The sequence below is a fragment of the Verminephrobacter eiseniae EF01-2 genome (assembly GCF_000015565.1).
Classification (GTDB): domain Bacteria; phylum Pseudomonadota; class Gammaproteobacteria; order Burkholderiales; family Burkholderiaceae_C; genus Acidovorax; species Acidovorax eiseniae.
Map to the genome: position 1 here is coordinate 1662016 of NC_008786.1, position 26131 is coordinate 1688146.

The following is a 26131-nucleotide window of genomic DNA, read 5'->3' on the forward strand; positions in this document are numbered from 1 at the left end:
TGCAGCGGCGCAAGCCACAATGGCGCTTTCTTGCGCTGTCCCCCACTGCCATGCACACCACGTTGAGCGCCGACATTGCCCACACTGCGGCCCGCCTGGTGGTGCAAGAAGGGCTTGAATGGGGGCCTGCCAAGCGCAGGGCGCTGCGCCAGATGGGACTGCCGGCCCGCACACCGCTGCCCGACAACGATCAGGTCGAGGCGGCAGTGCGGGAGTTCATCCGGCTGTCCTGCGCCGACACGCAGCCGCGCGAGTTGCGCGCGCTGCGGCAACTGGCACTGGTCTGGATGGAGCGCATGGCGGTCTTTCGCCCCTATCTGGGGGGCTCAGTCTGGTATGGCACGGCCACGCGCTCGTCGGATATCTATTTGCACCTGTTTTGTGACGATCCCAAATCCGCCGAGATAGCGCTGATAGATCACCATGTGGACTACGAACCGCGCACGGTGCCGGGCTTTCATCGGCGATCGGTCGAGGCCCTGAGCCTGAGCTGCCCATCGCCCGTGCTCCATGAGATGGTCGGCGTGCATCTGTTGATCCATGACCTCGATGAACTGCGCGGCGCCCTGCGCCCCGACACCCAAGGCCGGCCCCCGCGCGCTGACATGGCGGCCGTGCGCCGCCTGCTACAGGAGCCGATGGTGTGATGACCCCGCCTGGAGCGCCCGAAGCATCTGAATCGCCCGAATGCGCGCCCGCATCTGCTGCGCGGCGCCGCCTGCTGTATGCCGGCGTTGCTGGCGCTGCCGCGCTCGGCGGCCTGGCCTGCTGGCGGTTTGCGCCATGGGCCGGGCCGTCCGGTGCCGAGCAGGCACTGTGGGGTCTGCAATTCGATACGCCCGAGGGCCGGGTGCTGGTGCTGAAGTCTTTTGCCGGCCGGCCGCTGCTGATCAACTTTTGGGCCACCTGGTGCCCGCCCTGCGTGCAAGAGCTGCCGATGCTCAATGCCTTTTACCGTGAACATGCCGCCAGGGGCTGGCAAGTGCTGGGTTTGGCCGTTGATCGACCGGCATCCGTGCGCCGCTTCCTGCAGCACACGCCGCTGGAATTTCCGGTCGGACTGGCGGGTTTGGGTGGCGCCGATCTGAGCCGGTCTTTGGGCAATCCGAGCGGCGCCCTGCCCTTTACCGTGGTGCTGGACGCCCGGCAGGGGCGGGTGCGAGAACGCAAATCGGGGCCGCTGACGGCGCAGGAGTTGCGGCAGTGGGCCGCCTGAAGTTCACGAAAAATGCGCACGGATGACGGCGATAGGGCGGGATTGGAGTAAATTCGCGCCCTCTTCAGTCACCGCCGTCGGAGCGCCCATGGATCTGCGAAAACTCAAAACCCTGATCGACCTGGTGTCCGAGTCCAATGTCTCGGAACTCGAAATCACCGAGGCCGAAGGCAAGGTCCGCATCGTCAAGAGCGGCGCCGCCATGCTCTCGCAACATGCGCCGGCCGCCATGCCGGCCCCTGCGCCCGCCGCCGCTGCGGCCCCGGTGGCGGAACTGCCCGCCCCGCCAGTGGCTGCGGCGCCCGCCGGCCATATCGTCAAGTCGCCCATGGTGGGCACGTTTTACCGATCGTCGAGCCCCGGCGCCAAGGCCTTTGTCGAAGTGGGCAGCCAGGTCAAGGAGGGCGAGACCATCTGCATCATCGAGGCCATGAAAATCCTCAACGAGATCGAGGCCGACAAGTCGGGCACGATCACCCGCATTCTCGGCGAAAACGGCGAGGCCGTCGAATACGGGCAACCGTTGTTCGTCATCGAATAAGCGAATAAGGCGCCCATGTTCAAGAAAATTCTTGTCGCCAACCGTGGCGAAATCGCGCTTCGCATCCAGCGTGCCTGCCACGAGTTGGGGGTCAAGGCGGTGATGGTCTACTCCGAGGCAGACCGTGAAGCCAAGTACATCAAACTGGCCGAAGAAGCGGTCTGCATCGGCCCTGCGCCGTCGCCGCTGAGCTATCTGAACATGCCGGCCATCATCTCGGCCGCCGAAGTCACCGATGCCGAAGCCATCCACCCCGGCTACGGTTTCCTGTCCGAGAACGCCGACTTTGCCGAGCGCGTGGAAAAGAGCGGCTTTCAGTTCATCGGCCCGACGCCGGAGTCGATCCGCAGCATGGGCGACAAGGTGTCTGCCAAGCAGGCCATGATCCGCGCCGGCGTGCCCTGTGTGCCCGGCTCCGAGGGGGAACTGCCCGATGACCCGGTGCAGGTTCGCCGCATCGCCAAGGCCGTGGGCTACCCGGTGATCATCAAGGCCGCCGGCGGCGGCGGCGGCCGTGGCATGCGCGTGGTGCACACCGAGGCGGCGCTGGTCAACGCCGTGCAGATGACCAAGGCCGAAGCCGGTGCCGCGTTCGGCAATCCTGCGGTGTACATGGAAAAGTTCCTGCAGAACCCGCGCCATATCGAAATCCAGGTCCTGGCCGACAAGCACCGCAACGCGGTCTATCTGGGCGAGCGCGATTGCTCGATGCAGCGCCGGCACCAAAAGGTGATCGAAGAGGCGCCGGCACCGGGCATCGCGCGCAAACTGATCGAAAAGATCGGCGAGCGCTGCGTGGCGGCCTGCAAGAAGATTGGCTATCGCGGCGCGGGCACCTTCGAGTTCCTGTACGAAAACGAGGAGTTCTACTTCATCGAAATGAACACCCGCGTGCAGGTGGAGCATCCGGTGACCGAATGGATCACCGGCGTGGACATCGTCAAGACGCAGATCATGGTGGCCGCCGGCGAGAAACTGCCCATGACCCAGCGCCAGGTCCAGATCCGTGGACATGCCATCGAATGCCGCGTGAACGCCGAAGACCCGTACCGGTTCACGCCCTCGCCGGGGCGCATCACCACCTGGCACCCGCCCGGCGGCCCGGGGGTGCGCGTGGACTCGCATGCCTACACCAACTACGTTGTGCCGCCCAACTACGACTCGATGATCGGCAAGATCATCGTGCATGGCGACACCCGCGAGCAGGCGCTGGCGCGCATGCGCACGGCGCTGTCGGAGACGGTGATCGAAGGCATCAGCACCAATGTGCCGCTGCACCGCGAGCTGATGATCGATGCCAAGTTCATGGCCGGTGGCACCAATATCCATTACCTGGAAGAGTGGTTGTCGCAGCGTCAGCGGTGAGCATCTTGTCCGAAACACCTGCGCTGTTCGAGCTCGGTTTGCTGTGCCCCGAGGCGCGGATCGAGCCGGTCAGCGATGCGCTGCAGGCGCTCGACGCGCTGAGCGTCTCGGTCGAGGATGCCGACGCCCGGACCGGCGCCGAGCAAGCATTGTTCGGCGAGCCTGGCCTGCCCCCGCCCCGGGCTGGCTGGCAGCGCAGCCGCGTGTGCGCGCTGTTTTCCACCGAAGCGGCGGCGCGCCAGGCGCAGCAGCTATTGGGGGTGCAGGATTTTTTTGCCGGCTGCCAGCCGCTGGGCATCACGCCGGTGGCCGAGCAGGACTGGGTGCGGCTGACGCAGGCGCAGTTTGCCCCGGTGGAGATCACGGCGCAATTTTGGATCGTGCCCAGTTGGCATGCGCTGCCGGCGCAGGCGGTGCACAGCCTGCGGCTCGACCCCGGCCTGGCCTTCGGCACCGGCACCCACCCCAGCACGCGCATGTGCCTGCGCTGGATCGCCGGCCAGGGCGCGCCCGAAGGCCAGCCACTGGGCCGGGTGCTGGACTATGGCTGCGGCTCAGGCATTTTGGCGCTGGCTGCGGCCAAGTTCGGCGCCAGGGACGTAGACGCGGTCGACATCGACCCGGCAGCGGTGCAGGCCACGGCCCGGAACGCGCAGGCCAACGCGGTGCAACTGCATGCCGGTCTGCCCGAGCAGGCCCGGGGGGAGTATCAAACGGTGCTGGCGAACATTCTTGCCACGCCGCTGCGGGTACTCGCGCCCCTGCTCTGTGGCCATCTGGCGCCCGGCGGTCGACTGGTTCTGGCCGGCATTCTGGAGCGGCAGGCGCAGGTGCTGAAACAGGCCTATGCGCCCTGGCTGGCATTGACCGTGACCGACGCCGAAGACGGCTGGATCCTGATGACCGCCCGCAGGCATTGAGCCGCGCCGCGCCGCAGGCGCCCCCTACAATGCCACGCTGATGAGCCAGATCACTCGCTGCCCGAACTGCGCCACTGCATTCAAGGTGGTCGCAGACCAATTGCGCATCGCGCAAGGATGGGTGTGCTGCGGCCAATGCAAGCAGGTGTTCGACGCCTCGGCGTATTTGCAGCCGGCGGTGGTCGCCGCAGCGCAGCCATCGACGGCCGCCGTGATGCCGCAGCCGGCGGCTGCCATGGCGCCGAAACCCGCGACTGCGATGGCACCGCAACCGGTGGCTGCTGTGGCGCCACAGCCAACGGCGGCCATGGCGTCGCAACCGGCGGCGGCACCTCCTTTGCCCAAGCCCGCGAAGGCTGCGCACCCGTCGCTTGCGCCCCGCACGGCGCCTGTCAGAGCCAGGTCCGATGCGCCCTCGGTCCCCCCGAAACAGGCCGCTGCCCCGTTGCCGCCGCCGATCAAAAAGCCTGCCGCGTCGGCATTGGCGCCCGATGAGCGCCCAACGACGGCACGGCCAACCCGGCCCGGCGAGCACGACATACCGCCCGAGCCGCAGCCCGGCTTTGTGCTTGCTGCACGGCGCCAGGCCTTCTGGCGCCAACCGGTGGTGCGCGCCGTTTTGCTGCTGCTGATCGGGCTGGCTGGCCTGGGGCTGGCCGTGCAGATCGTGGTTCATGAGCGTGATCGCATCGCGGCCATCGACGCCCGCGCGCGGCCGTGGCTGATGGCACTGTGCCGGCCCTTGCAGTGCACGCTGGCCCCGCAGCGCCAGATTGCCGATGTGGTCATCGACAGTTCTTCGTTCAACAAGGGCCGGGGCGACAGCTACCAACTGGCCCTGACGGTCAAGAGCCGGGCCGCCATCCCGTTGGCCATGCCGGCGGTCGAATTGACGCTGACCGACATCCAGGACCAGCCCGTGCTGCGGCGCGTGCTGCTACCCGTGGACCTGTCGGCCCCGGCAGAACTGGCGGCACATGGCGAGTGGAGCGCAACGCTGCCGGTGATCGTGACCACTGGCGGCGCGCGCGTGACGGGGTACCGGCTGCTCGCTTTCTATCCCTGATTCCATTTCTGAATCGTCCGTGAACGCGCAGCGCAGACAGTACGGATGCACGGCAAGCGAGGCCGGCAAAGCGCACGGATGATTCAAGGATCGAATGGGTTTTTTCCCACCGACTGATCGACTATGGCTGTCCTTATTTGCGGTTCCCTGGCGTTCGACACCATCATGACTTTCGAGGGGCGGTTTGCCCAGCAGATACTGCCCGAGCAGTTGCATGTGCTGAATGTGTCCTTTCTGGTGCCTGTGCTGCGCCGCGATTTTGGCGGCTGCGCCGGCAATATTGCCTACAGCCTGAAGTTGCTCGGCGGCGAGCCCCTGCCGATGGCCATGCTCGGCAGCGACGGCAGCGACTACCTGCAACGCCTGGAGTCATTGGGCATCAGCTGTCGTTATCTGGGGCAGGTGCCGGACCGGCATACCGCGCAGGCCATGATCATGACCGACCGCGACAACAACCAGATCACGGCCTTTCACCCGGGCGCAATGGTGCAGGCGCATGCCAACCGCATCGGGCCTGCGGCCGGCGTGAGCCTGGGGATCATTGCGCCCGACGGGCGGGAGGCGATGCTGCAACATGCGGCGCAGTTTGTCGCCGCAGGCATTCCCTTTGTGTTCGATCCCGGTCAGGGGTTGCCGATGTTCGATGGCGCAGAGCTGGCCCATTTCATCGAGCAGGCATCCTGGGTGACCGTCAACGATTACGAGGGCAAGCTGCTGTGCGACCGCACGGGCCGCAGTCTGGCCGACATCTCGCGCAAGGTGCGGGGCCTGGTCGTGACCCTGGGCGCACAGGGCTGCGAGGTCTGGATCGACGGCGCCAAAACCCATGTGCCGGCGGTGCCGCCGACCTTGGTGGTCGACCCCACCGGCTGTGGCGATGCCTGGCGTGGCGCCCTGCTGTTTGGTCTGGAAAAAGGCTGGCCTCTGGTTCGCTGCGCCGCGTTGGGCAACCGTGTCGGTGCGCTGAAGATTGCGCACAGCGGGTCACAGGGCTACCGGCTGGATTTCGCTGTCGCGTAATGCCAGCCGGCAAGAAAAAACCCGGTGCGCAAGCACCGGGTCGAGCGTGCAATCCGCTCCATCCACGCAGTGCCTGGCAGGCCGGGATTACGGCTTGTTGCCCGTAGGGAAAGGCCAGGCGGCCTGGGGGCTGAGCGTCGTCTGTGCCGCCGCAGGAGCGGGCGCAGGCGCCTTGGGGGCCTTCTTGGCCGGAGCAGCTTTCTTGGCTGGCGCGGCGGCCTTTTTCGCGGGAGCGGCCTTCTTTGCCGGCGCGGCGGCCTTCTTCGCCGGCGCGACTTTCTTGGCCGGTGCGGCGACCTTCTTTGCCGGCGCAGTCTTGCCAGCCGGCGCTGCTTTCTTCGCTGCCACGGCCTTTTTGGCCGGTGCCGCTGCCTTGCTGGCAGGCATGGCCTTCTTTACGGCGGCTACCTTCTTGGCGGGAGCGGCTTTTTTTGCCGGTGCGGCGGCCTTCTTGGCCGCTGGTGCAGCCGCCTTCTTCGTTGCTACCGGTTTTGCGGTGGCCGCTTTCTTCGCAGGGGCGGCCTTTTTGGTGGCCGGTTTTTTCGCAGTTGCCATCATGTTCTCCTTGGGATCAATGAGCAAAGAGCGCCTGCTGTCTGCTGTGGACAGCAAGCGATTCATGGGGACTACCCCCATGAACACGGAAACGCCCCACACGGCACCGCGCGACAGCGCTGTCCGTGCAGGGCGTGGTGTACAAACCCATGGTGGTGGGGCAAAAAGCCTCGGCCGCCAGTGTCGCGTCACCGATCAGATGTCGTAGGCTGCGCGCAGCCATCGGAGCGCAGCGCAAGGCGCAGCGCGCAGCCAATACCGAGCGTATTGGCAAGCGATGCAACGCCGCGATGCGCTTCGATGGCCAGCGCAGACCGACAGATGATCGGTGGCGCGACACTAGAGTCACGTCACCGATCAGATGTCGTAGGCTGCGCGCAGCCATCGGAGCGCAGCGCAAGGCGCATCGCGCGGCCAATACCGAGCGTATTGGCAAGCGATGCAACGCCGCGAGGCGCTTCGATGGCCAGCGCGGACCGACAGATGATCGATGATGCGACACTAGTCCCAGCACAGCGCACCACCGGACTGGTATTCGATGACCCGGGTCTCGAAGAAGTTACGCTCCTTCTTCAGGTCGATCATTTCGCTCATCCACGGGAACGGGTTGGTTTCTTGGGGGAACAGCGTCTCCAGCCCGATCTGCGTGGCGCGGCGGTTGGCGATGTAGCGCAGGTAGCCCTTGAACATCGAGGCATTCATGCCCAGCACGCCATGGGGCATGGTGTCTTCGGCGTAGCGATATTCCAGTTCCACCGCCTGAAGAAACAGCGCCTCGATCTCGGCCTTGAACGCAGTCGTCCAGAGCAGGGGGTTTTCCAGTTTGATCTGATTGATCAGGTCGATGCCGAAGTTGCAGTGCATCGACTCGTCGCGCAGTATGTATTGGTACTGCTCGGCAGCACCGGTCATCTTGTTTTGGCGGCCCAGCGCCAGGATCTGCGCGAAGCCGACATAGAAGAACAGGCCTTCCATCAGGCAGGCAAAGACGATCAGCGACTTGAGCAGCGTCTGGTCGTTGGCTGCGCTGCCGGTGTGAAAGTGGGGGTCCATGATCGCCTCGATGAAGGGGATCAGGAACTGGTCCTTGTCGCGGATCGACCGGACTTCGTTGTAGGCGTTGAAGATCTCGCTCTCATCGAGCCCGAGCGACTCCACGATGTACTGGTAGGCGTGGGTGTGGATGGCTTCCTCGAAAGCCTGGCGCAGCAGGAACTGGCGGCACTCGGGAGCGGTGATGTGGCGGTAGGTGCCCAGAACGATGTTGTTCGCCGCCAGCGAGTCGGCGGTGACGAAAAAGCCCAGATTGCGCTTGATGATGCGCCGCTCGTCATCGCTCAGTCCGCCCGGGGTTTTCCACAGCGCGATGTCGCGTGTCATGTTCACTTCCTGCGGCATCCAGTGGTTGGCGCAACTGGCCAGGTATTTTTCCCAGGCCCATTTGTACTTGAGCGGCACCAGTTGGTTGACATCGGTCTGGCCGTTGATGATGCGCTTGTCGGCCGCGTTCACACGGCGCTGCGCTGCGTCGGGGGCTTGGTGTCGGGTGCCGCTGCTGGCGGGGGCGATGCCGGTGGCCGGGCGTGATGTGGTGGTGGTCTGGAAAGACAGCGGCGCTTGCCTCGCCTGGCGGCTGTTGCTCAGACCGCCGTCGAATCGGTTCTGCGCTGAGGGCTTGACTTCTTCGTCCCAGGTCAACATAGATTTTCCAGTGGTTGGATTATGAAAGCAGTGCTGCTAAAAGAAAAGCGCCCAGGCGTTGCACGGCACGGTTTTGTTGCTTCGCGGCAATGGGCCGGGCAGCGGATGGGCGGCAAGCCCGGCGGTTCATTGGCAGGCTTCGCATGTGGGGTTGTCGAGGGCGCAAAACGCGATGTCGGTGGCCGGCCGGTCGCCCGCCTGTGCGGCTGCCGTGGACATGGGCGTGGATGTGGCCGCTGCGCCGAAGGCGTCGCCATGCGGGCCCGAGGAAACGGCGTTGAGCTGGCCGGTGTTCACGGTGCTCATCTCGACATGGGTGGCGCTTTGCGTGCGCAGGTAGTAGGTGGTCTTGAGGCCGCGCACCCAGGCCAATTTGTAGGTCTCGTCGAGCTTTCTGCCCGAGGCTCCGGCCATGTAGATGTTCAGGCTCTGCGCCTGGTCGATCCATTTCTGGCGGCGCGATGCGGCTTCCACCAACCACTGCGGGTCGACTTCAAAGGCCGTGGAGTACAGCGCCTTGATGTCCTGCGGCACGCGGTCTATCGGGTGCAGCGAGCCTTTGAAATGCTTGAGGTCCATGATCATCACCTCGTCCCACAGGCCCAGACGCTTGAGATCGCGCACCAGGCCGGCGTTGATCACGGTGAACTCGCCCGACAGATTGGACTTGACCGACAGATTGCCGAACGATGGTTCTATCGATGCATCGACACCGACGATGTTGGAGATGGTGGCGGTCGGGGCGATGGCCACGCAGTTGGAGTTGCGCATGCCGTCTTGCGCGATTTTTTGGCGCAGCGCATCCCAGTCGAGCCGCGACGATCGATCGACTTGCAAGTAATCGCCACGGGCCTGGGCGAGCAGGTCCAGGGTGTCGAGCGGCAACTGGCCGCGCTCCCACAGCGAGCCTTCGTAGCTCAGGTATTTGCCGCGCTCTTTGGCCAGTTCGGTCGAGGCCCAGTAGGCGTAGTAGCAAATCGCTTCCATCGACTGGTCGGCAAATTCCACGGCCGCCTGCGAGGCGTATGGAATGCGCAACTCGTACAGGCAGTCCTGGAAAGCCATCACACCCAGGCCCACCGGACGGTGGCGCAGGTTCGAGTCGCGCGCCTTGCGCACGGCGTAGTAGTTGATGTCGATCACGTTGTCGAGCATGCGCATCGCCACCGTGATGGTCTGGCGCAGTTTGTCGTGGTCGATCTGGCCGTCTTTCAAATGCTGCAACAGGTTGACCGAGCCGAGGTTGCACACGGCGGTTTCGCTGTCGCTGGTGTTGAGCGTGATCTCGGTGCACAGGTTCGACGAATGCACCACGCCCGCGTGCTGCTGGGGCGAGCGCAGGTTGCAGGCATCCTTGAACGTGATCCAGGGATGGCCGGTCTCGAACAGCATGGTCAGCATCTTGCGCCACAGGTCGGTGGCCTGCACCGTCCGGGCCGGCCCGATCGCGCCACGGGCGGCCTGCTCCTCATAGGCCACATAGGCTTTCTCGAAGTCGGCGCCGAACAATTCGTGCAGGTCGGGCACGCTCGATGGCGAGAACAGCGTCCAATGGCCTTTTTCCATCACGCGGTGCATGAACAGATCGGGAATCCAGTTGGCCGTGTTCATGTCGTGCGTGCGGCGGCGGTCGTCGCCGGTGTTCTTGCGCAGTTCCAGGAATTCTTCGATGTCCAGGTGCCAGGTTTCCAGGTAGGTGCAGACTGCGCCTTTGCGCTTGCCGCCTTGGTTTACCGCCACGGCCGTGTCGTTGACCACTTTCAGGAACGGCACCACGCCTTGCGATTCGCCGTTGGTGCCGGCAATGTAGCTGCCCAGCGCGCGCACGCGCGTCCAGTCGTTGCCCAGACCGCCGGCGAATTTCGACAGCAGCGCGTTTTCCTTGATCGACTCGTAGATGCCGTCGAGATCGTCGGGCACCGTGGTCAGGTAGCAGCTCGACAACTGCGAGCGCAGCGTGCCGCTGTTGAACAGCGTGGGGGTGCTGGACATGAAGTCGAAGGACGACAGCACTTCATAGAACTCGATGGCCCGGGCTTCGCGCTCGACCTCGTTGAGCGCCAGACCCATGGCCACGCGCATGAAAAAGACCTGGGGCAGTTCGATGCGGGTTTTGCGGACATGCAGGAAGTAGCGGTCGTACAGGGTTTGCAGGCCGAGGTAGTCGAACTTCAGGTCGCGCTCGGCCCGTATGGCCGCGCCCAGGCGTTGCAGGTCGTATTGCAGCAGGCGTTCATCGAGCAGGCCGTTGTCCACGCCCTTCTTGATGAATCGGGGAAAGTAGTCGCCATAGGCCAGCGCCATCTGGGCCTGGGGCACATCGCTGCCCAGCACCTCGCGCACGATGGTGTGCAGCAGCAGGCGGGCGGTGGCGTAGCTGTAGTCGGGGTCTTTTTCGATCAGCGTGCGCGCCGCCAGGATGGCGGCTTTGCAGACCTCGTCCATCGGCACGCCGTCATACAGGTTGCGCATGGTTTCGGCCACGATGGGGTCGGCCTTCACGTCGGGACCCAGGCCGACGCAGGCCGATTCGATCAGCGCTTGCAGGCGCGCGGGATCGAGCGCGACGCGCACGCCTGCATCGAGCACATGCAGCAAGGCGGCTGCGGGCTGCTGCGGGCTGCCTTGGCGCGAGCGCTCCTGGGTGCGGCGCTCGCGGTACAGCACATAGGAGCGGGCAATTTCGTGGTGGCCGCCGCGCATCAGGCCCAGTTCCACCTGGTCTTGCACATCTTCGATATGGAAGGTGCCGCCGCCCGGGCGCGAGCGCATCAGGGCGCGGGTGACGGTCTGGGTCAGGCCGTCGACGACTTCGCGCACGCTGGCCGATGCCGCGCCCTGCGTGCCGTGCACGGCCAGAAAGGCCTTCATCATCGCCAGCGCGATCTTCTGCGGCTGAAAGGGCACCACGGCGCCATTGCGGCGCATGATCTGGTAATGCTCGAGCGCATGGTCGGGGGCTGCCGCTGGCTTGGCCTGGACATCGGCAGGCAGGGTGTGGGCGGTGGCAGGCTTGTGCAAAGCGGCTTGCATGGGGAAAAATCCTCTTTCCGTGGTCTGGTGTTCGAGCGCGCCCGCAGCATGTGCATCACCGTGTGGCGGTGGGTCAGGCGCCGGGCCTGGTGCCCGGCGACACTATATATGGTGTCTGCGAGCTGTTCAAGACACTACCTGTAGTGTGGAGAGGCCAACGCGCCAGGGCAGAGGCTTCGGACGCCGCCGTGCCGCGCCAGGGACGCCGCAGGCGGCACGCAGGGCGCTTCAGTCCTTCGGAAAGCAGTGTCGGGGCCAGCCCAGCGCGCGCTGCAACTGCGCCCAGTCGAACCCGGGGCCGGGGTCCTGCTTGCGCCCCGGCGCGATATGCTGGTGGCCGGCGATATGTGCTATCGGGTAGCGCAGCGCAATGTCCCGGCACAGCATGGCCAATGTCCGGTACTGGGCAGGCTCGAAGTGCAGGCCCTCCAGACCTTCGAGTTCGATGCCGATCGAGTCGTCATTGCACTGGCCGCGCCCACGGTAGGACGACTGTCCTGCATGCCAGGCGCGCCGATCGCAGTCGACGAACTGTTGCGGCTGGCCGCTGCGGGTGATGAAAAAATGCGCGGAGACCTGCAGGCCGCGCAGGTTTTGGTAGTAGGGATGGGCCTGCGGGTCCAGCCGGTTGGTGAACAGTTGCTGCACCGCCGTGCCGCCGAACTCGCCCGGCGGCAGGCTGATCGAGTGCAGCACGATCAGGTCGACCGGGTTGCCTGGTGCCGGGCGCGGGCCATGGTTGGGTGACGGCAGTCTTGGGGCGAAGCGGTGCCAGCCGCCTTCCCATGGGCCGGCCGCATCCGGCAGGGCTTCAGTCGATGCCGCCATGTGGCTCTGGAGGCTCTTGATCGTTCGGGACGGCGATGTTCAGGCGCTTGATGCGGTAGCCGATCTGGCGCATGCTGATGCCCAGCCGGACGGCGGTCGCGCTCCGGTTGAAGCGCGATTCGCGCAGTGCGCGCACCAGTATCTCGCGCTCATGCTGGTCGAGCCAGGCTTGCAAGTCGCTCGGCAGCGGCACCGTGGAGCCGGCGTTGTTCCGTGCGAGCGGGTCCTGCGATTGCGATGTCCGGGCCGGCAGATCGGGGGTCGCGCCGGACGCCTTGGCGGTGGGCCAGTCGACCTGCAACTCCTGGCCATCGCTCAGCGCCACTGCGCGGTGCAGCAGGTTTTCCAGTTCCCGGACATTGCCCCTGAGCGGATGGGCTGCAATCGCGTTCAACGCGCGTTCCGTCAATGCGGGCAGCGGCATGCCGGATTCCTGGGCGATGCGTTGCAGCAGCGCGTTGCACAGTGCGGGCAGGTCCTCGCGCCGCTCGCGCAGCGGGGGGATCACGATCTCGATCACATTCAGCCGGTAGTACAAGTCTTGGCGAAAGCGGCCCGCCCGCACATCGGCGGCCAGGTCGCGGTGGGTGGCGCTGACGATGCGCACATCGACGGTCTCCTCCTGGGTCGAGCCCAGGGAGCGCACGCTGCGCTCCTGTATGGCGCGCAGCAGCTTGGACTGCATCACCAGCGGCAGGTCGCCAATCTCGTCCAGAAACAATGTGCCGCCGCGCGCCGCCTGAAAGTAGCCATCGCGGTCCTGGAATGCGCCGGTGTAGGAGCCTTTGCGGGCGCCGAAGAATTCGGCTTCGAGCAGGTTTTCCGGGATCGCCCCGCAGTTCACGGCAATCAGCGGGCCGTCGGCACGCTGGCTGCTGGCGTGCAGGGCCTGGGCCACCAGTTCCTTGCCGGTGCCGGATTCGCCATGGATGAGCACCGGCGCCATGCCCCGTGCAATCTTGGCCACCCGTTGCCGGACGTTGCACATGGCTTGCGATGCGCCTATCAGCCGCTCCAGCGCGGCGCCCGCTCCAGCCGCAGGCGGCGGTTCGATGCTGGCCGATGGCTGCCGGCCATGGCTGGGGCCGCTGCGCCGGACTGGCACGACGCCCCCGGTGCCTTGCACCGCCGAGGCCACCACCGAGCGGAACTGCCGCAGATCCACCGGCTTGGTCAGGTAGTCGAAGGCGCCGCAGCGCAGTGCCTCGACCGCATTTTCTGCCGAGCCGTAGGCGGTCATGACCACGCAGCGCTCACGGCGTTGTTGCTCGCGCAGGTCTTGCAGCAGTTCCATGCCGAACCCGTCGGGCAGGCGCATGTCGGCGATCACGACATCGAAGCGATTGGCCTTGATCTGCTCGCGCGCTTCTTGCACGCTGGCGGCGGTCTCGACGCGATAGCCTTCGCGCAGCAGGGTCAGTTCGTACAGGGTGCGCAGATCGGGTTCGTCGTCTACGACAAGTATGCAAGCAGTCGGGGCGTTCATGGCGATGCGGTTCAGACCACGATGGTGTCGAACAAGGTGGAGGTGTCGGCGGGGCGGGTGGTGCGGCGAAAACCCACGATGAAGGCGTTGCCGCCGATCTCGCCGCGCAAGGTGTTGCGGTTGACCCGCTGGTAGTTGATGGCCGCCCCATGGCGTTGGCATAGCTCCCGGCAAATGTACAGGCCCAGTCCGCTGGAGCGACTCTCCGAGGAAAAGAAAGGCTCGAACAGGTGGCGTTGCACGGACTTGTCCATCGGTGCGCCGTCGCTCCAGATTTGCAGGCTGGCCTGGCCCACCCGGGTAACGCGCGTCGTGATCGCCAGCGAGTCGCTTGCCGACCCCATATGGCGCAAGGCGTTGTCCAGCAGGTTGACCAGCACGCGGCGCAGATGCTCGGCGTCGAACTCGACCTGGGTGTCGTGCGTGGCCAGCGTCACCACCGCGCGGCGCAGCACCGGGTCCTGGGCCTGCCAGTCCTGCCATATCTGGGCGACGGTTTCATCCAGCGGCACGGTGGCCGTCGGGGCATGGCTGATCTGGTGCTGGACGCGGGCAATGTCCAGCACTTCTTCGGCAATGCGCGCCAGCCGGTCGGCGTTTTGCTGCACCATGCGCGCCAGGCGTTTTTGCGCCGGGTCGTGCAGGTCTTCTTCGAGCAGCGCATTGGCCTGCACGATGGCCGCCAGCGGGTTGCGGATTTCATGGGCCACGGCGGCCGACATGCGGCCCATGGCGGCGAGCTTTTCGGTGCGCAGGCGCGCATGCATCTCGCGCAAATCGTGCAGAAACATCACGCACAGCCGCTCGGTGCGCGTTTGCTGCGCGGCTTTGCGGGTCGAGGTCAGCCAGGTGCGCACATACAGACCGGTAGGGCTTTGGCCCGGGTGCAGCAGGTCCGCTTCTGCGGTCTGCGGTTGTTCGCTGCGAAAGGTGCGCTCCGCCAGCGTGGCCAAGGGCTGCCAGGGGGCGCTGGCGGCCAGCATGAAGGGCAGTCGTCCGGGCAGCGCGCCACGGCCGAGCAGTTGCAGCCCGGCCGGATTGGCAACGCGGACCATGTGGTTTTCATCGACCACCAGCACGCCATCGGTCAGGTTCTGTATCACCAGCGCACTGATCTGGGTCTGCACATAGGCGGCGATCCGGTTTTGCTGCGCCAATTCCTGCTCGCGCGCCAGCCGGATGGACAGTTGGTGCACCAGGTAGCTGACGATGAAGTAACCGGAGCCTGTCAGCGCGCTTTGCAGGTAGCGCTGCACGTCGTCACCGGCGCTGCCGTTGCTCATCCACCAGGCCCAGCCGAGCAGCAGCAAGGTCACGCCCGCCGTGGTGCCCAGCGCCAGCGTGAGCGTGCCCAGCACGGCGGCCATCAGGATCGGCAGGCCGAACAGCGGCGTGTAGTTCATCATGCCCGCGTGCAGCAGTTGCAGCGCCGTGATGGCTGCCAGATCCACACCGATCGTCGGCAGCCATTGGATGCCTGCGCCGGGTGCTGGCGGCCCCCACCGGGCCAGCGCGCGCAGCAGCACGGTGGCCACCAGATAGGCCGCGCAGACCGCCAGCACCGCTGGCTCGACGCCCTGGTGGATGACCTGCCCGGCGGCTTGCTGGACCAGCAGCGCCAGCGCCACCATCACGCGCCCGGTCAGAAAGCCGTGCCAGAGGCGCACGAACGGCGCATCCACCATGGACGAAGGATGGCCGGCGGACATGGGCATGGCTTCAGACCGGGCCCTGGTGCTGCTGCCGGTGCTGCGCGCAGCAAAAAGCCTGGTCGCCGAGCATCAGGGCTTCGGCCCGGGGAATGTGCAGGCCGCAGTGCGCGCAGGCGAGTATGTCCGGCGGCGCCTGCGCTGCGGGCCCGGGCTTGGGCGCAGCGGCATCCGGCGCGCGGCGGCTGCGCCAGATGATGATGGCCAGCGCCAGAACCAGCAACAAGACCAGGTACTTCATGTGTTGCGGCCCAAAACGACTTCCAGCACGAAGCGCGAACCTGCATAGGCCAGCAGCAGCAAGGCCGAGCCGGTGTACAGCACGCGCACCGCATTGCGTCCGCGCCAGCCAAACAGTGCCCGGCCCAGCAGCAAGGCGGCAAAGGTCAGCCACGACAGCAGCGAGAACACCGCCTTGTGGTCCCAGCGCCAGGCGCGGCCATACAGCGCCTCGCCGAACAGCCAGCCGGCCAGCAGCGTGGCCGTCAGCAGCACGAAGCCGGCGCCCACGAAACGGAATGTCAGCCGCTCCAGCGTCAGCAGCGGCAGGCCGCCGTGCGGGTCCTGCCCCTGGCGGATATGGCGCTCGGCGCGGGTCATGAGCCAGGCATGGACCACGGCAGCGGCAAACAAGCCGTAGCAGGCAATGCCCAGGGCCAGGTGCAGCGGCAGCCAGGCCGAGGCCGTCACATGCAGGGGCTGGCCCGGAAACAGCATGGCCAGCAAGATCGCCGCAGCGCCCAGGCCGGCCAGCGCCCAGCGGGCCTGCAACTGCGGGAACAATTGCTGCTCCACCGCATACACCGTCAGCACCAGCCAGGCCGTCATCGACAAGACGGGCGCAAAGCCGAAGCGCGGGCTGTCGCCCCACAGGCCCCCTACCAGCACCGCGCCGTGCAGTATCCAGGCCACCAGCAGCGCTGCCGCAGCCATGTTCCTGCGCGCTGCCAGCGCGGCCGGCACGGCGTAGGCCAGGGTTGCGGCCAGGGCCAGCAGCCAACTGACGGGGGAAGCGCCGGGTAAAATCATGGCGCACAGTTTAGCCCTTCGCCCTACCGGAACATCTGCCATGGCCTCCGCCCTTGCCGACAAACTCACGCGCCTCGTCAAGGAGTTGCGTGGCCAGGCCCGCATCACCGAATCGAACGTGCAGGACATGCTGCGCGAGGTGCGCATGGCCCTGCTCGAAGCCGATGTGGCCCTGCCCGTGGTGCGCGATTTCATCGCCCGCGTCAAGGACAAGGCGCTGGGCCAGGAGGTGCTGGGCTCGCTCAAGCCCGGCCAGACGCTGGTGGGCATCGTCAACCGCGAGCTTGCAGCGACCATGGGCCAGGGCGTGGCCGACATCAACCTGGCCGCCCAGCCGCCGGCCGTGATCCTGATGGCCGGTCTGCAGGGCGCCGGCAAGACCACCACCACGGCCAAGCTGGCCAAATACCTGATCGAAAAGCGCAAGAAGAAGGTGCTGACGGTCTCGGGCGACGTGTACCGCCCGGCGGCCATCGAGCAACTCCAGACGGTGACCCGGCAGGCCGGCGGCGCGTTCTTTCCCAGCCTGCCTGAGCAAAAGCCGCTGGACATCGCCCTGGCCGCGCTCGACCATGCCAGAAAGCATTACTTCGACGTGCTGCTGGTCGACACCGCCGGCCGGCTGGCCATAGACCAGGCCATGATGGAAGAAATCAAGGCGCTGCACGCGGCGCTGAACCCGGTCGAAACCCTGTTCGTGGTCGATGCCATGCAGGGCCAGGACGCGATCAACACCGCCCGGGCCTTCCGCGAGGCGCTACCGCTGACCGGCATCGTGCTGACCAAGCTCGACGGCGACTCGCGCGGCGGCGCGGCGCTGTCGGTGCGGCAGATCACCGGCGTGCCGATCAAGTTCGCCGGGGTGTCGGAAAAGCTCGATGGCCTGGATGTGTTCGATGCCGAGCGCCATGCCGGGCGCATCCTGGGCATGGGCGACATCGTGGCGCTGGTCGAGCAGGTCACGGCCGGCGTCGACATCGAGGCGGCGCAGAAACTGGCCGCCAAGGTCAAGAGCGGCAACGGGTTCGACCTGAATGACTTCCTGTCGCAAATCCGGCAGATGAAGCAGATGGGTGGCCTGTCCAGCCTGCTGGACAAGCTCCCGGCGCAACTGATGGCCAAGGCCGGCGCGCTGGACATGGACCGGGCCGACAAGGACCTGCGGCACAAGGAAGGCATCATCCAGAGCATGACGCCGCTGGAGCGGCGCAAGCCCGAACTCATCAAGGCCACCCGCAAAAGGCGCATCGCCCATGGCGCCGGCGTGCATGTGCAGGAGGTCAACCGCCTGCTCAAGGAATTCGAGCAGATGCAGGGCATGGTCAAGAAGATGAAGGGCGGCGGGCTGATGAAAATGATGAAGACGATGGGCGGCATGAACGGCCTGCCCAGGATGCCGTTCTGAGAGGCCGGGCGCAGGCCCGGGCGCATGAATCTGATGCGCGGGCAGCCGGCAAGACAAGAACCATCCCCCGAGCCTCAAGGCCCTGATCGGGCATTTTTTTGCTCCCTGGCGCCCGAAATGGCCCCCCTGCCCGGTCGTCCGAGCGGCTCGCCGTGGCGGATCGGCGCGGCGCTGGTGTCGATACCGGACTGCGTTTGCGTCAAGCGATACCAGGTGCGGGTGCGGATCCGCCGGCCGGCACTCGACGACTCCCTGGTTTCGGCATCGCTGGACAGCAACACCGGCGGCCCCGGCAGGCCCGAGCCGGAAGGCAGATAGTTGCCGGCGCCATCGGCGATGTTCAGATGGTACTGATTGCCGCCGCCCATTCCCGAGCAGACCCTGGTGCCGGCGGCGGTCACGGCGGGCACCTTGGAATGCATGACCGCTGACAGCGCGCCCACATCCAGCGCCGCCTGATCGATGCGCTCGCCGGCCTGCGGCAAATCGAAGTACCAGCCCGAGCGCCCGGCAGCAGCGCCGGAAGCGGGATGCCCGCGCTCGGCGGCGCTGACCGTCACTGTCCGGCTGGCCTGATCGACACGCCCCCGACGCAGGCGTGCGCGCCCACCGATGACACTGCTGCCACTGCCAGCGGGCAGACCCGAAGCGGCCCCCGCCGAGTCGTTGTCGTCATGCAGCAGGTACACGCTTTGCGTGGTGTTCGAGAAGTTGTCCGCCGGCTCCAGATACTTGCCGGTGCCGATCAGCACATGGAACGATTCCACGCCCTGCACGGTGGGGCCGGCAAAAAGCGCCGGCGCGGCAAAAATGGCTTGCACTTCGGACTTGCCGGTGCGCGCCAGGTACAGCGGATGGGCGCGGCGATTTTCTGCTGTGCCGCGGTAGAAAAACGACAACTGGTCCATGCTCCAGTCCGCTGTCGTCTTGCCCGCGAAATGCAGCCGCCAGAGCGCCCCGTGCAAGTCGCCGAAGTAGATGTCCGTCACCTCGCCTTGAGCGCCGTGCAGCGCGCTGAAATTGGCCAAACCCGGGGCATGGGTCGCCGCCAATCGGGAGTCGGTGGGCACGGACAGCTTGAAGTAATTGCGCCCCCGCACCCAGGCTTGGCCCACGGGCTTGTCCAGCGCCAACAGGAACAGCGCCGGCTGGCCGTCACGGTTGAAGCGGTTGTCGCTGTCGGGCCGATAGTTGTTCACGCCGCTGCCGACCACGGCAAACCAGCGGTAGGTGTCGCCGGCGTGCTGGCCGCCGGTCTTGAACTTCATGATTTTGGGCGCGCCCACCACCTGGCCTATGTCCGGGTCATCGGCGCGCGTGAATTCCCACAGCACATGGGCGGCGTCAAAACGCGCCGGGTCCGACACATCGAGCGCAAACAGGCCCGAGCCGCCGCCGCCCGTGCCGGAGACCAGCACCGTTTTCCAATCGCTGGCGCCTCCGGTATGGGCCACCTGCGCTGGTGCGACCACCGAGGGGGCATCGACGTAGTTTTGGTGCTGGCTGGCAAAACCGGGGTCTGTCAGCGCAGACAGATTGCGCCCCAGCCAACTGGGAATGTAGGCAAACAGCTCATCGCCGGTGCCGGCATCGAACGCATGGAGCATGCCGTCATTCGCGCCGGCAAACACCGCCGGCCTGCGTGCTGCATGGGCGCGGCGAAAAGCCGCATACCCGGCGCCGCTGAAGGCTTTGGCGGGCGCGCCGGAATACGAGATATTGGAGTTGACGATATCCCCCAGCAGCGAACCGCGCACCCTGAACCGGGCCGCGCCCTCCTGGCTGCGATCCCCGCGCAGGTAAGCCAGGCGCTCGGCGCCCCGGTTGTCGGGGGCGGCCGACGCGCTGGCCCGGTTCAGATGCGCTTGCAATGCCGGCTCGATCTGATCCCAAATGAATTCGGTCGCCGCAGGGCCGGAAGTGGCATCGGTCTTGCCGACGAAAATCCGGCGCCCGGTGGCTGGCGCGGGCCTGGCGTCGAGCCGCTGCGCCGCGCTCCACAGCGGCGCGCCGACCACCAGCGCATGGCGTGCGTTCTGGCGGATCGGTTCTGCCAGCACGTCGCCGCTCCAGGTGCTGGTGTCGAAGCTGGCCGAATACGACACCGAATCCCGGGTCAGCCGGTGGCCCGTGTTCAGGCTGCCGCCGGCGACATGGCGCATGCGGCTCGGTGCCTGGCTGAAAATGCCATCCAGAGCGCGGAACAGGCCACGCGCGGGCGCCGCCTTGGCGCTGTCGACGAAATGGTAGCTGCTGGCCTCGCCCGGCTCATCGGCTTTTTGCCAGACATCATTGTCGTCATTGCCGTTCTGGTCCTTGAACGGATTGCCCCAAGTATTATGGGGCTGGCGACCGGAAAGATCGGGGGCAGTGGCAAAACCACCATATTTGGCGGCCATGAACAAATGATTTTTGCTGCGGCGTTCGGCAGCGTCATTCTGATAGCCCCTGAAATTGGTATCGAAAACAAAGGTGTTCACCCGCAGTCCCGGGCGCTGCTTGCCGGGCCGCGCCGTCCAGCCCGCGCCACGAATATCATGCGTCCGGGCCCCATACGCCGTACCCATGATCTGGCTTTGCTCGGGCCAGGCCGGCAAGCTGCGGTTCGGGGTATTCGGATTGGCAATGTCCCGGGTTTTGCCCTGGCCATCGACATAAGTACCGCCGCTGTTGCGCTCGAACTTCTGCACGATGTCGCGCCAGCCAGCGATGTCGGGAATGTTGTTGCCGGCGTCCGGGGTCGGCAGAGGATATCGGTCATGCGCGTTGCTGTCGCCAATGATCAGGATATTGCTTTTGACGCAGGAGTAATCCATCGCATTCGTGCGCCCGGCGCCATACGGGTCTGGCCATCGCATGTAATACGGAAAGCCCCCGGCCATCGCCTTGGTGATGGTGCCTTTGATGACATGGGGGCTGGGCCCGAGTCCCTGCAAATAGCGCAATGTCTCGTAATACAGTTCGCCCAACGGGTTCAGCCACTTGTACACGCCGGGCTCGGGGCCGGCGCGGCCGAGTTGGTTCAGATAATTGATCACCCCGCTGACTTCTCCGCTCCCGCCGATGCCGCGATGGACCGACACCGCATTCGCATCCGGGTTGGGATGGAGCACACCGGTGCGGGGGTCCCATTCCGCCTTCGGGTTGCCGCCGGCAGCGGTGTCGTCGCGGCCGTGGATATCGTAGGTTTTGGCGCCCACATATTTCATCGGAACGCGCAATACGCCGCCATAGCGCTCATGGCCCCGGTTGACATATTGATCGAGCAAATAGCCAAAGACGGCCAGGCGCATTTGATTGCTGTATTTTTGAATCACCCCGACGGGTTTGTAGTTGCCGGCTGGATATGGCTGGCAAAAGTCGTAACTGCGCCGATCCTGCAAGCGCCCCGCGATGGCCGCGCACACCTGCACCCGGGCGTAAAAGAAACCATCGGAATTGAGATATTTTGTCGAGGTCGCTGGCCCGGGCGGGGACCAGGCTCCCGTGTAATCACGCAGATGGCATTGCTGGCCGGGTCCCTGGGGCCGCAGCAGCGCCGAAGCGCCAAATACCGCGCCACTGCACAAAACGCCGTCCGAGGCTGCGGCCACCTTCCATTGGTTGCCTTTGCCATACCAGATCTCCTGGATGCCCGAAAAGCTGCACAGCTCATCTTCGCCGGCGCAATACCTGGTGCCTGGCGGAAGCAGGCGCTGCGTCGTGTCGCTGATCGGGCCGATGGATGGCGCGGGCGGGGTCCAGGCGCCGGAGTAATCCGCCACCAGGCAGTTCCTGGGCTGTGCAACCCCCGGGTCGCCAAATGCCTTGGCACTGCAGGCAATGCCCACCGAGACTGCGGCCACCTTCCAGCGCTTTCCTGCGCCATACCAGACTTCCTTGATACCGGAAAAATCACAGGCTTCCTGGTCTTTCGCGCAATGCACCGCGCCTGCAGGTGGCAAACGCGCGTCGCGTATCGGGCCGATGGCGCGGGGCATGGCTCCCAGGGTGTGGGCAAAGGTATAGCCGCAGTTGCCGGTTCTGGAAGTTCCGAAATAGATGCGGGCCAATGTGTTGGCAACGAAGATATCGTTGCCATTGGCCGCAGTGATCATTGCGGCAGGGACTGCGCCCCAATAACTGCCCGTGCCGCCGCCATTCCTGGGCAGGCGTTTGGCCGGAAAATCACGGGTATTCCACTGGCAACGGTCTGCATAGACTTGACCCTTGACATCGGGCAACATGGCGCGCTGCAAAATGGTCAGTGCCGGGGTGTCGATGTATCGGTCGCCACCCGTCAACATCAATCGAAACATGTCGATGGCAGCGCCGGACGCCCAGTTCAGAAAATTGCCACTGAATGCATCGCTGCATTGGCGACCGCTGGCCGGGCCAATGCGGTCGAAGCGCTTGTAATCGGCCAGGGTCTGTGCTGCCACGGGGGTTTCCGTGGGCGCATCGTTATACCGGTAGCAACTGTTTTCATCGTAATAACCCAGATACTCTTTGGCCGTCGTATAGCTGGCATCGGTGCCGCTGGCGCCCTCCTGGAAGTTGTATTGGGCGCCCGTGACCGCATAATTTGTCGCCAGCGCCAGCGCCAAGGCGGGTTTTTCCACCGCCACCGCTGCATACAGCGGTGTGCTGGCCAGATCGATCGCCGGGATGGCGGGCGCTGTTTCACCGCCTACGTTCACCCAGGAAGCGGCGATGGCAAGGAGCAGCAACAGCCCGGCCGCAAGAAGTCGTCTGCGCCACCAGGGCATGCGGGGCCGAGAAACACCGGGGGTGTTCTTCCTGAAGGCGAATGCGGACATCGGGATCATTCAATGGCAGTCCATCGTGGTGGCTGGTGTTTCATCATCGAAAGCAAACGCTGCCGGCAGGGGGGGTGGCCTGCGGCGCGTCATGCGTTGCAGCTTGTCGCTTGGGCATTTTTCCGGGTGCGAATCTGATTCTTTAGTTACCAATTGTGCCTCCAATTTGGTCTTTCATCTGTCACATAAGTGCGCGACGTTCATCGCCCGGCAGGCGATTCCGATGCCTCGATCCCACCCTGCCCCGGGCCGCACAACGAGGTTCTGGTGCTGTGCTGATATATGTCAATGAGGTTCTGGCGCTGTGCTGATATATGTTTTACGCTATGGTTTGCGTAGCTGTCCGGGACGGCATTCCATGTGCGGCCCGCGCTCGCCGATAATTGCCGAACCATTGACCCGTGACCCGTCGCGCACGGAAACCGGACATTCCATGACCCCCATCGACATCCTCATCATGGCGGCCGGCCAAGGCACACGCATGAAGAGCCGCCGCCCCAAGGTGTTGCAGCGCTTGGCCGGGCGCCCGCTGTTGCTCCATGTGCTGGACCAGGCGCTGCATTTGCAAGCGCGCAGCGTGATCGTGATCACTGGCCATGGCGCTGCAGAAGTTCGAGCGGCCAGCGCACAGGCCATCCATGCCGGCAGCCATCTCGATCTGGGGTTTGTGCGCCAGGAGCAGCAACTGGGCACGGGCCACGCAGTGCAGCAGACCCTGCCGCAGTTGCGCGATGACGGCACGGTGCTGGTGCTGTCGGGGGATGTGCCGCTGACCCGGGCCGACACGCTGCGCGCACTGGTCGCGTTAGTCGCGGCCGGCCACGGCGGCCAGGGCGGGCAACTGGCCCTGCTCACCGTGACGCTGCCCGACCCCGCAGGCTACGGCCGCATCGTGCGCAGCGTCTCTGGCGCCGTGCAGGGCATCGTCGAACACCAGGACGCCTCTGAGGCCCAGCGCGCCATCACCGAGGTGTACGGCGGCATCATGGCCGTGCCCGCGCCACTGCTGCGTGGCTGGCTGGCCCGCTTGGGGCCGCACGACGCCCAGGGCGAGATCTACCTGACCGACATCGTGGCCATGGCCGCGGCCGACGGCGTGCCGGTGGTGGCCCACCACATCAGCGACACAGTGCAGGTGGCCGGCGTGAACACCCCGGTGCAACTGGCCGAGCTCGAGCGCGCGTACCAGTTGCGCCAGGCCCGGGCGCTGATGGAGCAGGGCCTGCGGCTGGCCGACCCGGCCCGCTTCGACCTGCGTGACGATGCGCGCAGCGGTGTGCGCGGCGAGTTGCTCTGCGGGCAGGATGTGGAGATCGACGTGAACTGCATCTTCACCGGCCGCGTCGAGCTGGGCGAAGGCGTGCAGATCGGCGCGCATTGCTGCATCGCCAATGCGCGCATTGCCGCCGGGGCGGTGATCCACCCCTACACCCATATCGACGGCGAACAGCCCGGTGCCACGGTGGGCGAGGGCGCGCTGGTAGGCCCGTTTGCGCGCCTGCGCCCCGGCGCGCAACTGGGCCGTCGGGTGCATGTCGGCAACTTCGTCGAAGTCAAGAACAGCCGCCTGGCCGATGGCGCCAAGGCCAACCACCTGGCCTACCTGGGCGATGCCACCGTGGGCGAGCGCGTGAACTACGGCGCGGGCAGCATCACCGCCAACTACGACGGCGCCAACAAGCACCGCACCGTGATCGAGGCCGATGCGCACATCGGCAGCAACTGCGTGCTGGTAGCGCCGGTCACCATTGGCGCTGGCGGCACGGTGGGCGCTGGCAGCACCATTACCAAAAGCACCGCCGCTGGCGCGCTGAGCGTGGTGCGCGGCAAGCAGATCAGCCTGGCCGATTGGGTGCGCCCGACCCGGCAGGCCAAGCCATGACACCCGCCGAGGAGCCGCATCAGCAGTTGGATGCGCTGCGCGCCGCGCTGGCCCGCAGCCAGCAGCAACTGGCCGAAATGGCCGCCGCGCAGGAGGAGTTGCTGCGCGCCGTCGCGCATGACCTGCGCGCACCGCTGCGGCATGTCACCGCCTACGGCGCGCTGGTGCGCGAGCAGTTGGGCGATTTGCCGCCTGCGGTACTACAGTCCGCCACGGTGCAGGAGGCGCTGGGCTTCGTCGGCACGATGGACCAATCCGCCCGGCGCATGGGGCTGATGATCGACACTCTGCGGGCGCTGCTGCACGCCCGTTGCGCCCCGCTGTGCGTGCAGCCCGTCGCGCTGCCCCAGGCCGTGGCCCGGGCGTGCGCGGGACCGATGGCCGCCGAGACCGGCGGCCGCGCCATCGACTGGCAGGTGCACGCGGATCTGCCCACGCTGCATGCCGACCCGGCGCTGCTGCAAGAGTTGCTGGCGCAACTGCTGGGCAATGCCATCAAGTTCACACGCCAGAGCGCGCAGCCGCGCATCAGCGTGCAGGCCCTGCCCGCTGCGGTCGGCCATGTGGCATTTGCCGTGCAGGACAACGGGGTCGGCTTCGATCCCGCGCAGGCCGGCCTGCTGTTCGGCCTGTTCCAGCGCCTGCACGGCGAGAGCGAATTTGCCGGCCTGGGCGCCGGGCTGGCGCTGTGCCGTGCGATTGCGCAGCGGCATGGGGGCGCGATCACGGCCAGCGCCGTGCCCGGCGGCGGCTGCACGGTGCGGGTGCAATGGCCCGCTCCGGCCGTCAAGACCCAGCCGCCGCAGAGCCGGCGCGGCGCGCAAGAATGATCCGGCCGGCCAGCAACACCAGCAGCGCACCGGCCACGCTGGCGCCGTACCGGACCCATGCGCTCACTTCGCGGCTGCTGTCGTCGAGCGGCAGTTTGGGCATCCACTGCCATTGATCGGGATTGGCCAGCACGGGGTCGGTCACCAGCATGCCGCCGGCGATCCAGCCCAGCAGCATGCCGCCGAGCGTGATGATCATCGGGAAACGCTCCATCAGCTTGATCACCAACTGGCTGCCCCAGACGATGATCGGAATCGAGATCAACAGCCCCAGCACGACCAGCAGCAGCGAATGGTCGCCGGCATTCTGGGCCGCGCCGGCGATGGCGATCACGTTGTCCACGCTCATCACCAAATCGGCCACGATGATGGTCTTGATCGCCGCCAGCAGCTTGTCGCTGCCTTGGACATTGCCGTGGCCGTCCTCATCGGGGGCCAGCAGCTTGACGCCGATCCACAGCAGCAGCAGCGCGCCGACGAGCTTCAGGAAGGGCAGCGCCAGCAAGGTCATTGCGAAGGCGATCAGGATCACGCGCAGCACGATCGCCCCGGCCGTGCCCCAAATGATGCCCTTGGTTCTCTGTGCCGGCGGCAGCTTGCGGCAGGCCAGCGCGATGACCACCGCGTTGTCGCCACCGAGCAGGATGTCGATGATGATGATCTGGCCGAGTGCGAGCCAGAATTCAGGCGAAGCCAGGAAGTCCATAAAGTCCTTCAAATGAAAAGTGCCAATGGCGTGAAAGAAC

At 65.9% G+C, this 26131-nt stretch carries 21 protein-coding genes; 10 read left to right on the forward strand and 11 right to left on the reverse strand.

Features of this window, described 5'->3' with window-relative positions:
- Nucleotides 1-50 precede the first annotated feature (50 nt).
- The 7 genes from VEIS_RS07240 (at nt 51) to VEIS_RS07270 (ending at nt 6128) form a co-directional block, all read left to right on the forward strand.
- The gene (locus tag VEIS_RS07240) at nt 51-647 is read left to right on the forward strand and encodes a hypothetical protein (protein ID WP_011809254.1); all 597 of its coding nucleotides are present in this window, start codon (nt 51-53) and stop codon (nt 645-647) included.
- On the forward strand, nt 647-1216 hold the full coding sequence (locus tag VEIS_RS07245; protein WP_011809255.1) for a TlpA family protein disulfide reductase: 570 nt from the start codon (nt 647-649) through the stop codon (nt 1214-1216). Before VEIS_RS07240 ends, VEIS_RS07245 begins: the two co-directional genes overlap by 1 nt.
- A gap of 88 nt (nt 1217-1304) precedes the next feature.
- Nucleotides 1305-1757, forward strand: coding sequence for an acetyl-CoA carboxylase biotin carboxyl carrier protein (gene accB / locus VEIS_RS07250; protein ID WP_011809256.1), 453 nt, complete (start codon nt 1305-1307; stop codon nt 1755-1757).
- A gap of 15 nt (nt 1758-1772) precedes the next feature.
- Nucleotides 1773-3122 (forward strand): acetyl-CoA carboxylase biotin carboxylase subunit, encoded by a 1350-nt coding sequence (gene accC, locus VEIS_RS07255; RefSeq protein ID WP_011809257.1) that lies wholly within the window; start codon nt 1773-1775, stop codon nt 3120-3122.
- A 23-nt stretch (nt 3123-3145) separates the two neighbouring features.
- Nucleotides 3146-4042 carry a 50S ribosomal protein L11 methyltransferase gene (prmA, locus tag VEIS_RS07260; protein ID WP_041950627.1) on the forward strand — a complete coding sequence of 299 codons (897 nt, stop codon included), beginning with the start codon at nt 3146-3148 and terminating at the stop codon, nt 4040-4042.
- A 40-nt stretch (nt 4043-4082) separates the two neighbouring features.
- Complete coding sequence (locus VEIS_RS07265; protein WP_041949874.1) at nt 4083-5108, forward strand: zinc-ribbon and DUF3426 domain-containing protein; 1026 nt, start codon at nt 4083-4085, stop codon at nt 5106-5108.
- A 123-nt stretch (nt 5109-5231) separates the two neighbouring features.
- Complete coding sequence (locus VEIS_RS07270) at nt 5232-6128, forward strand: carbohydrate kinase family protein (RefSeq protein WP_011809260.1); 897 nt, start codon at nt 5232-5234, stop codon at nt 6126-6128.
- An 87-nt stretch (nt 6129-6215) separates the two neighbouring features.
- Here the strand turns inward: VEIS_RS07270 and VEIS_RS25760 are convergent, their stop codons facing one another.
- From VEIS_RS25760 to VEIS_RS07310, 9 genes are all read right to left on the reverse strand, one after another.
- A complete protein-coding gene (locus VEIS_RS25760) occupies nt 6216-6686 on the reverse strand; it encodes a histone (protein WP_407831814.1) in 471 nt (156 codons plus the stop codon).
- Nucleotides 6687-6699: 13 nt separating this feature from the next.
- Nucleotides 6700-7023: a hypothetical protein gene (locus VEIS_RS28375; protein WP_157048430.1), complete on the reverse strand. Its 324-nt coding sequence runs from the start codon at nt 7021-7023 to the stop codon at nt 6700-6702.
- 161 nt (nt 7024-7184) lie between these two features.
- Complete coding sequence (locus VEIS_RS07280; RefSeq protein WP_011809262.1) at nt 7185-8384, reverse strand: ribonucleotide-diphosphate reductase subunit beta; 1200 nt, start codon at nt 8382-8384, stop codon at nt 7185-7187.
- Between the two features lie 126 nt (nt 8385-8510).
- A complete protein-coding gene (locus tag VEIS_RS07285) occupies nt 8511-11417 on the reverse strand; it encodes a ribonucleoside-diphosphate reductase subunit alpha (protein WP_011809263.1) in 2907 nt (968 codons plus the stop codon).
- Nucleotides 11418-11645: 228 nt separating this feature from the next.
- Entirely contained in the window at nt 11646-12245 is a 600-nt protein-coding gene (gene ampD / locus VEIS_RS07290) for a 1,6-anhydro-N-acetylmuramyl-L-alanine amidase AmpD (RefSeq protein ID WP_011809264.1), read from the reverse strand.
- Nucleotides 12229-13731, reverse strand: coding sequence for a sigma-54-dependent transcriptional regulator (locus tag VEIS_RS07295; protein WP_011809265.1), 1503 nt, complete (start codon nt 13729-13731; stop codon nt 12229-12231). The genes ampD and VEIS_RS07295 overlap by 17 nt, the downstream gene beginning before the upstream one ends.
- 11 nt (nt 13732-13742) lie before the next feature.
- Entirely contained in the window at nt 13743-15440 is a 1698-nt protein-coding gene (locus VEIS_RS07300; RefSeq protein WP_011809266.1) for an ATP-binding protein, read from the reverse strand.
- A gap of 10 nt (nt 15441-15450) precedes the next feature.
- Nucleotides 15451-15681: a PP0621 family protein gene (locus VEIS_RS07305; RefSeq protein ID WP_011809267.1), complete on the reverse strand. Its 231-nt coding sequence runs from the start codon at nt 15679-15681 to the stop codon at nt 15451-15453.
- Nucleotides 15678-16469, reverse strand: coding sequence for a cytochrome C assembly family protein (locus VEIS_RS07310; protein ID WP_041949876.1), 792 nt, complete (start codon nt 16467-16469; stop codon nt 15678-15680). The genes VEIS_RS07305 and VEIS_RS07310 overlap by 4 nt, the downstream gene beginning before the upstream one ends.
- A gap of 40 nt (nt 16470-16509) precedes the next feature.
- On the opposite strand from VEIS_RS07310, the gene ffh reads away from it, so the two are divergent.
- Entirely contained in the window at nt 16510-17874 is a 1365-nt protein-coding gene (gene ffh / locus VEIS_RS07315) for a signal recognition particle protein (RefSeq protein WP_011809269.1), read from the forward strand.
- A 74-nt stretch (nt 17875-17948) separates the two neighbouring features.
- On the opposite strand, the gene VEIS_RS07320 is transcribed toward ffh, so the two are convergent.
- Nucleotides 17949-22673, reverse strand: a complete 4725-nt coding sequence (locus tag VEIS_RS07320; RefSeq protein WP_232287874.1) for a pilus assembly protein — start codon at nt 22671-22673, stop codon at nt 17949-17951.
- A 433-nt stretch (nt 22674-23106) separates the two neighbouring features.
- Between VEIS_RS07320 and glmU the strand changes: the two genes are divergently transcribed.
- Together glmU and VEIS_RS07330 are read left to right on the forward strand one after the other, a co-directional pair.
- A complete protein-coding gene (gene glmU, locus VEIS_RS07325; protein WP_041949877.1) occupies nt 23107-24555 on the forward strand; it encodes a bifunctional UDP-N-acetylglucosamine diphosphorylase/glucosamine-1-phosphate N-acetyltransferase GlmU in 1449 nt (482 codons plus the stop codon).
- Entirely contained in the window at nt 24552-25385 is an 834-nt protein-coding gene (locus tag VEIS_RS07330) for a sensor histidine kinase (RefSeq protein WP_011809272.1), read from the forward strand. The genes glmU and VEIS_RS07330 overlap by 4 nt, the downstream gene beginning before the upstream one ends.
- Here the strand turns inward: VEIS_RS07330 and VEIS_RS07335 are convergent.
- Nucleotides 25342-26091: a TerC family protein gene (locus VEIS_RS07335; protein ID WP_011809273.1), complete on the reverse strand. Its 750-nt coding sequence runs from the start codon at nt 26089-26091 to the stop codon at nt 25342-25344. The two genes, VEIS_RS07330 and VEIS_RS07335, sit on opposite strands and share 44 nt — an antisense overlap.
- Between the last annotated feature and the right edge of the window lie 40 nt (nt 26092-26131).

Excerpts from the sequence above, each read along its gene's own strand:
- ffh (WP_011809269.1), top strand. The coding sequence starts at position 16,510 with ATGGCCTCCGCCCTTGCCGACAAACTCACGCGCCTCGTCAAGGAGTTG.
- VEIS_RS07240 (WP_011809254.1), top strand. The coding sequence starts at position 51 with ATGCACACCACGTTGAGCGCCGACATTGCCCACACTGCGGCCCGCCTG.
- VEIS_RS07320 (WP_232287874.1), bottom strand. The coding sequence starts at position 22,673 with ATGTCCGCATTCGCCTTCAGGAAGAACACCCCCGGTGTTTCTCGGCCC.
- VEIS_RS07285 (WP_011809263.1), bottom strand. The coding sequence starts at position 11,417 with ATGCAAGCCGCTTTGCACAAGCCTGCCACCGCCCACACCCTGCCTGCC.
- VEIS_RS07270 (WP_011809260.1), top strand. The coding sequence starts at position 5,232 with ATGGCTGTCCTTATTTGCGGTTCCCTGGCGTTCGACACCATCATGACT.
- VEIS_RS07330 (WP_011809272.1), top strand. The coding sequence starts at position 24,552 with ATGACACCCGCCGAGGAGCCGCATCAGCAGTTGGATGCGCTGCGCGCC.
- ampD (WP_011809264.1), bottom strand. The coding sequence starts at position 12,245 with ATGGCGGCATCGACTGAAGCCCTGCCGGATGCGGCCGGCCCATGGGAA.
- VEIS_RS07265 (WP_041949874.1), top strand. The coding sequence starts at position 4,083 with ATGAGCCAGATCACTCGCTGCCCGAACTGCGCCACTGCATTCAAGGTG.
- VEIS_RS07305 (WP_011809267.1), bottom strand. The coding sequence starts at position 15,681 with ATGAAGTACCTGGTCTTGTTGCTGGTTCTGGCGCTGGCCATCATCATC.
- glmU (WP_041949877.1), top strand. The coding sequence starts at position 23,107 with ATGACCCCCATCGACATCCTCATCATGGCGGCCGGCCAAGGCACACGC.
- VEIS_RS07280 (WP_011809262.1), bottom strand. The coding sequence starts at position 8,384 with ATGTTGACCTGGGACGAAGAAGTCAAGCCCTCAGCGCAGAACCGATTC.
- VEIS_RS07245 (WP_011809255.1), top strand. The coding sequence starts at position 647 with ATGACCCCGCCTGGAGCGCCCGAAGCATCTGAATCGCCCGAATGCGCG.
- VEIS_RS07300 (WP_011809266.1), bottom strand. The coding sequence starts at position 15,440 with ATGTCCGCCGGCCATCCTTCGTCCATGGTGGATGCGCCGTTCGTGCGC.
- VEIS_RS25760 (WP_407831814.1), bottom strand. The coding sequence starts at position 6,686 with ATGATGGCAACTGCGAAAAAACCGGCCACCAAAAAGGCCGCCCCTGCG.
- VEIS_RS07295 (WP_011809265.1), bottom strand. The coding sequence starts at position 13,731 with ATGAACGCCCCGACTGCTTGCATACTTGTCGTAGACGACGAACCCGAT.
- accB (WP_011809256.1), top strand. The coding sequence starts at position 1,305 with ATGGATCTGCGAAAACTCAAAACCCTGATCGACCTGGTGTCCGAGTCC.
- VEIS_RS07335 (WP_011809273.1), bottom strand. The coding sequence starts at position 26,091 with ATGGACTTCCTGGCTTCGCCTGAATTCTGGCTCGCACTCGGCCAGATC.
- VEIS_RS07310 (WP_041949876.1), bottom strand. The coding sequence starts at position 16,469 with ATGATTTTACCCGGCGCTTCCCCCGTCAGTTGGCTGCTGGCCCTGGCC.
- accC (WP_011809257.1), top strand. The coding sequence starts at position 1,773 with ATGTTCAAGAAAATTCTTGTCGCCAACCGTGGCGAAATCGCGCTTCGC.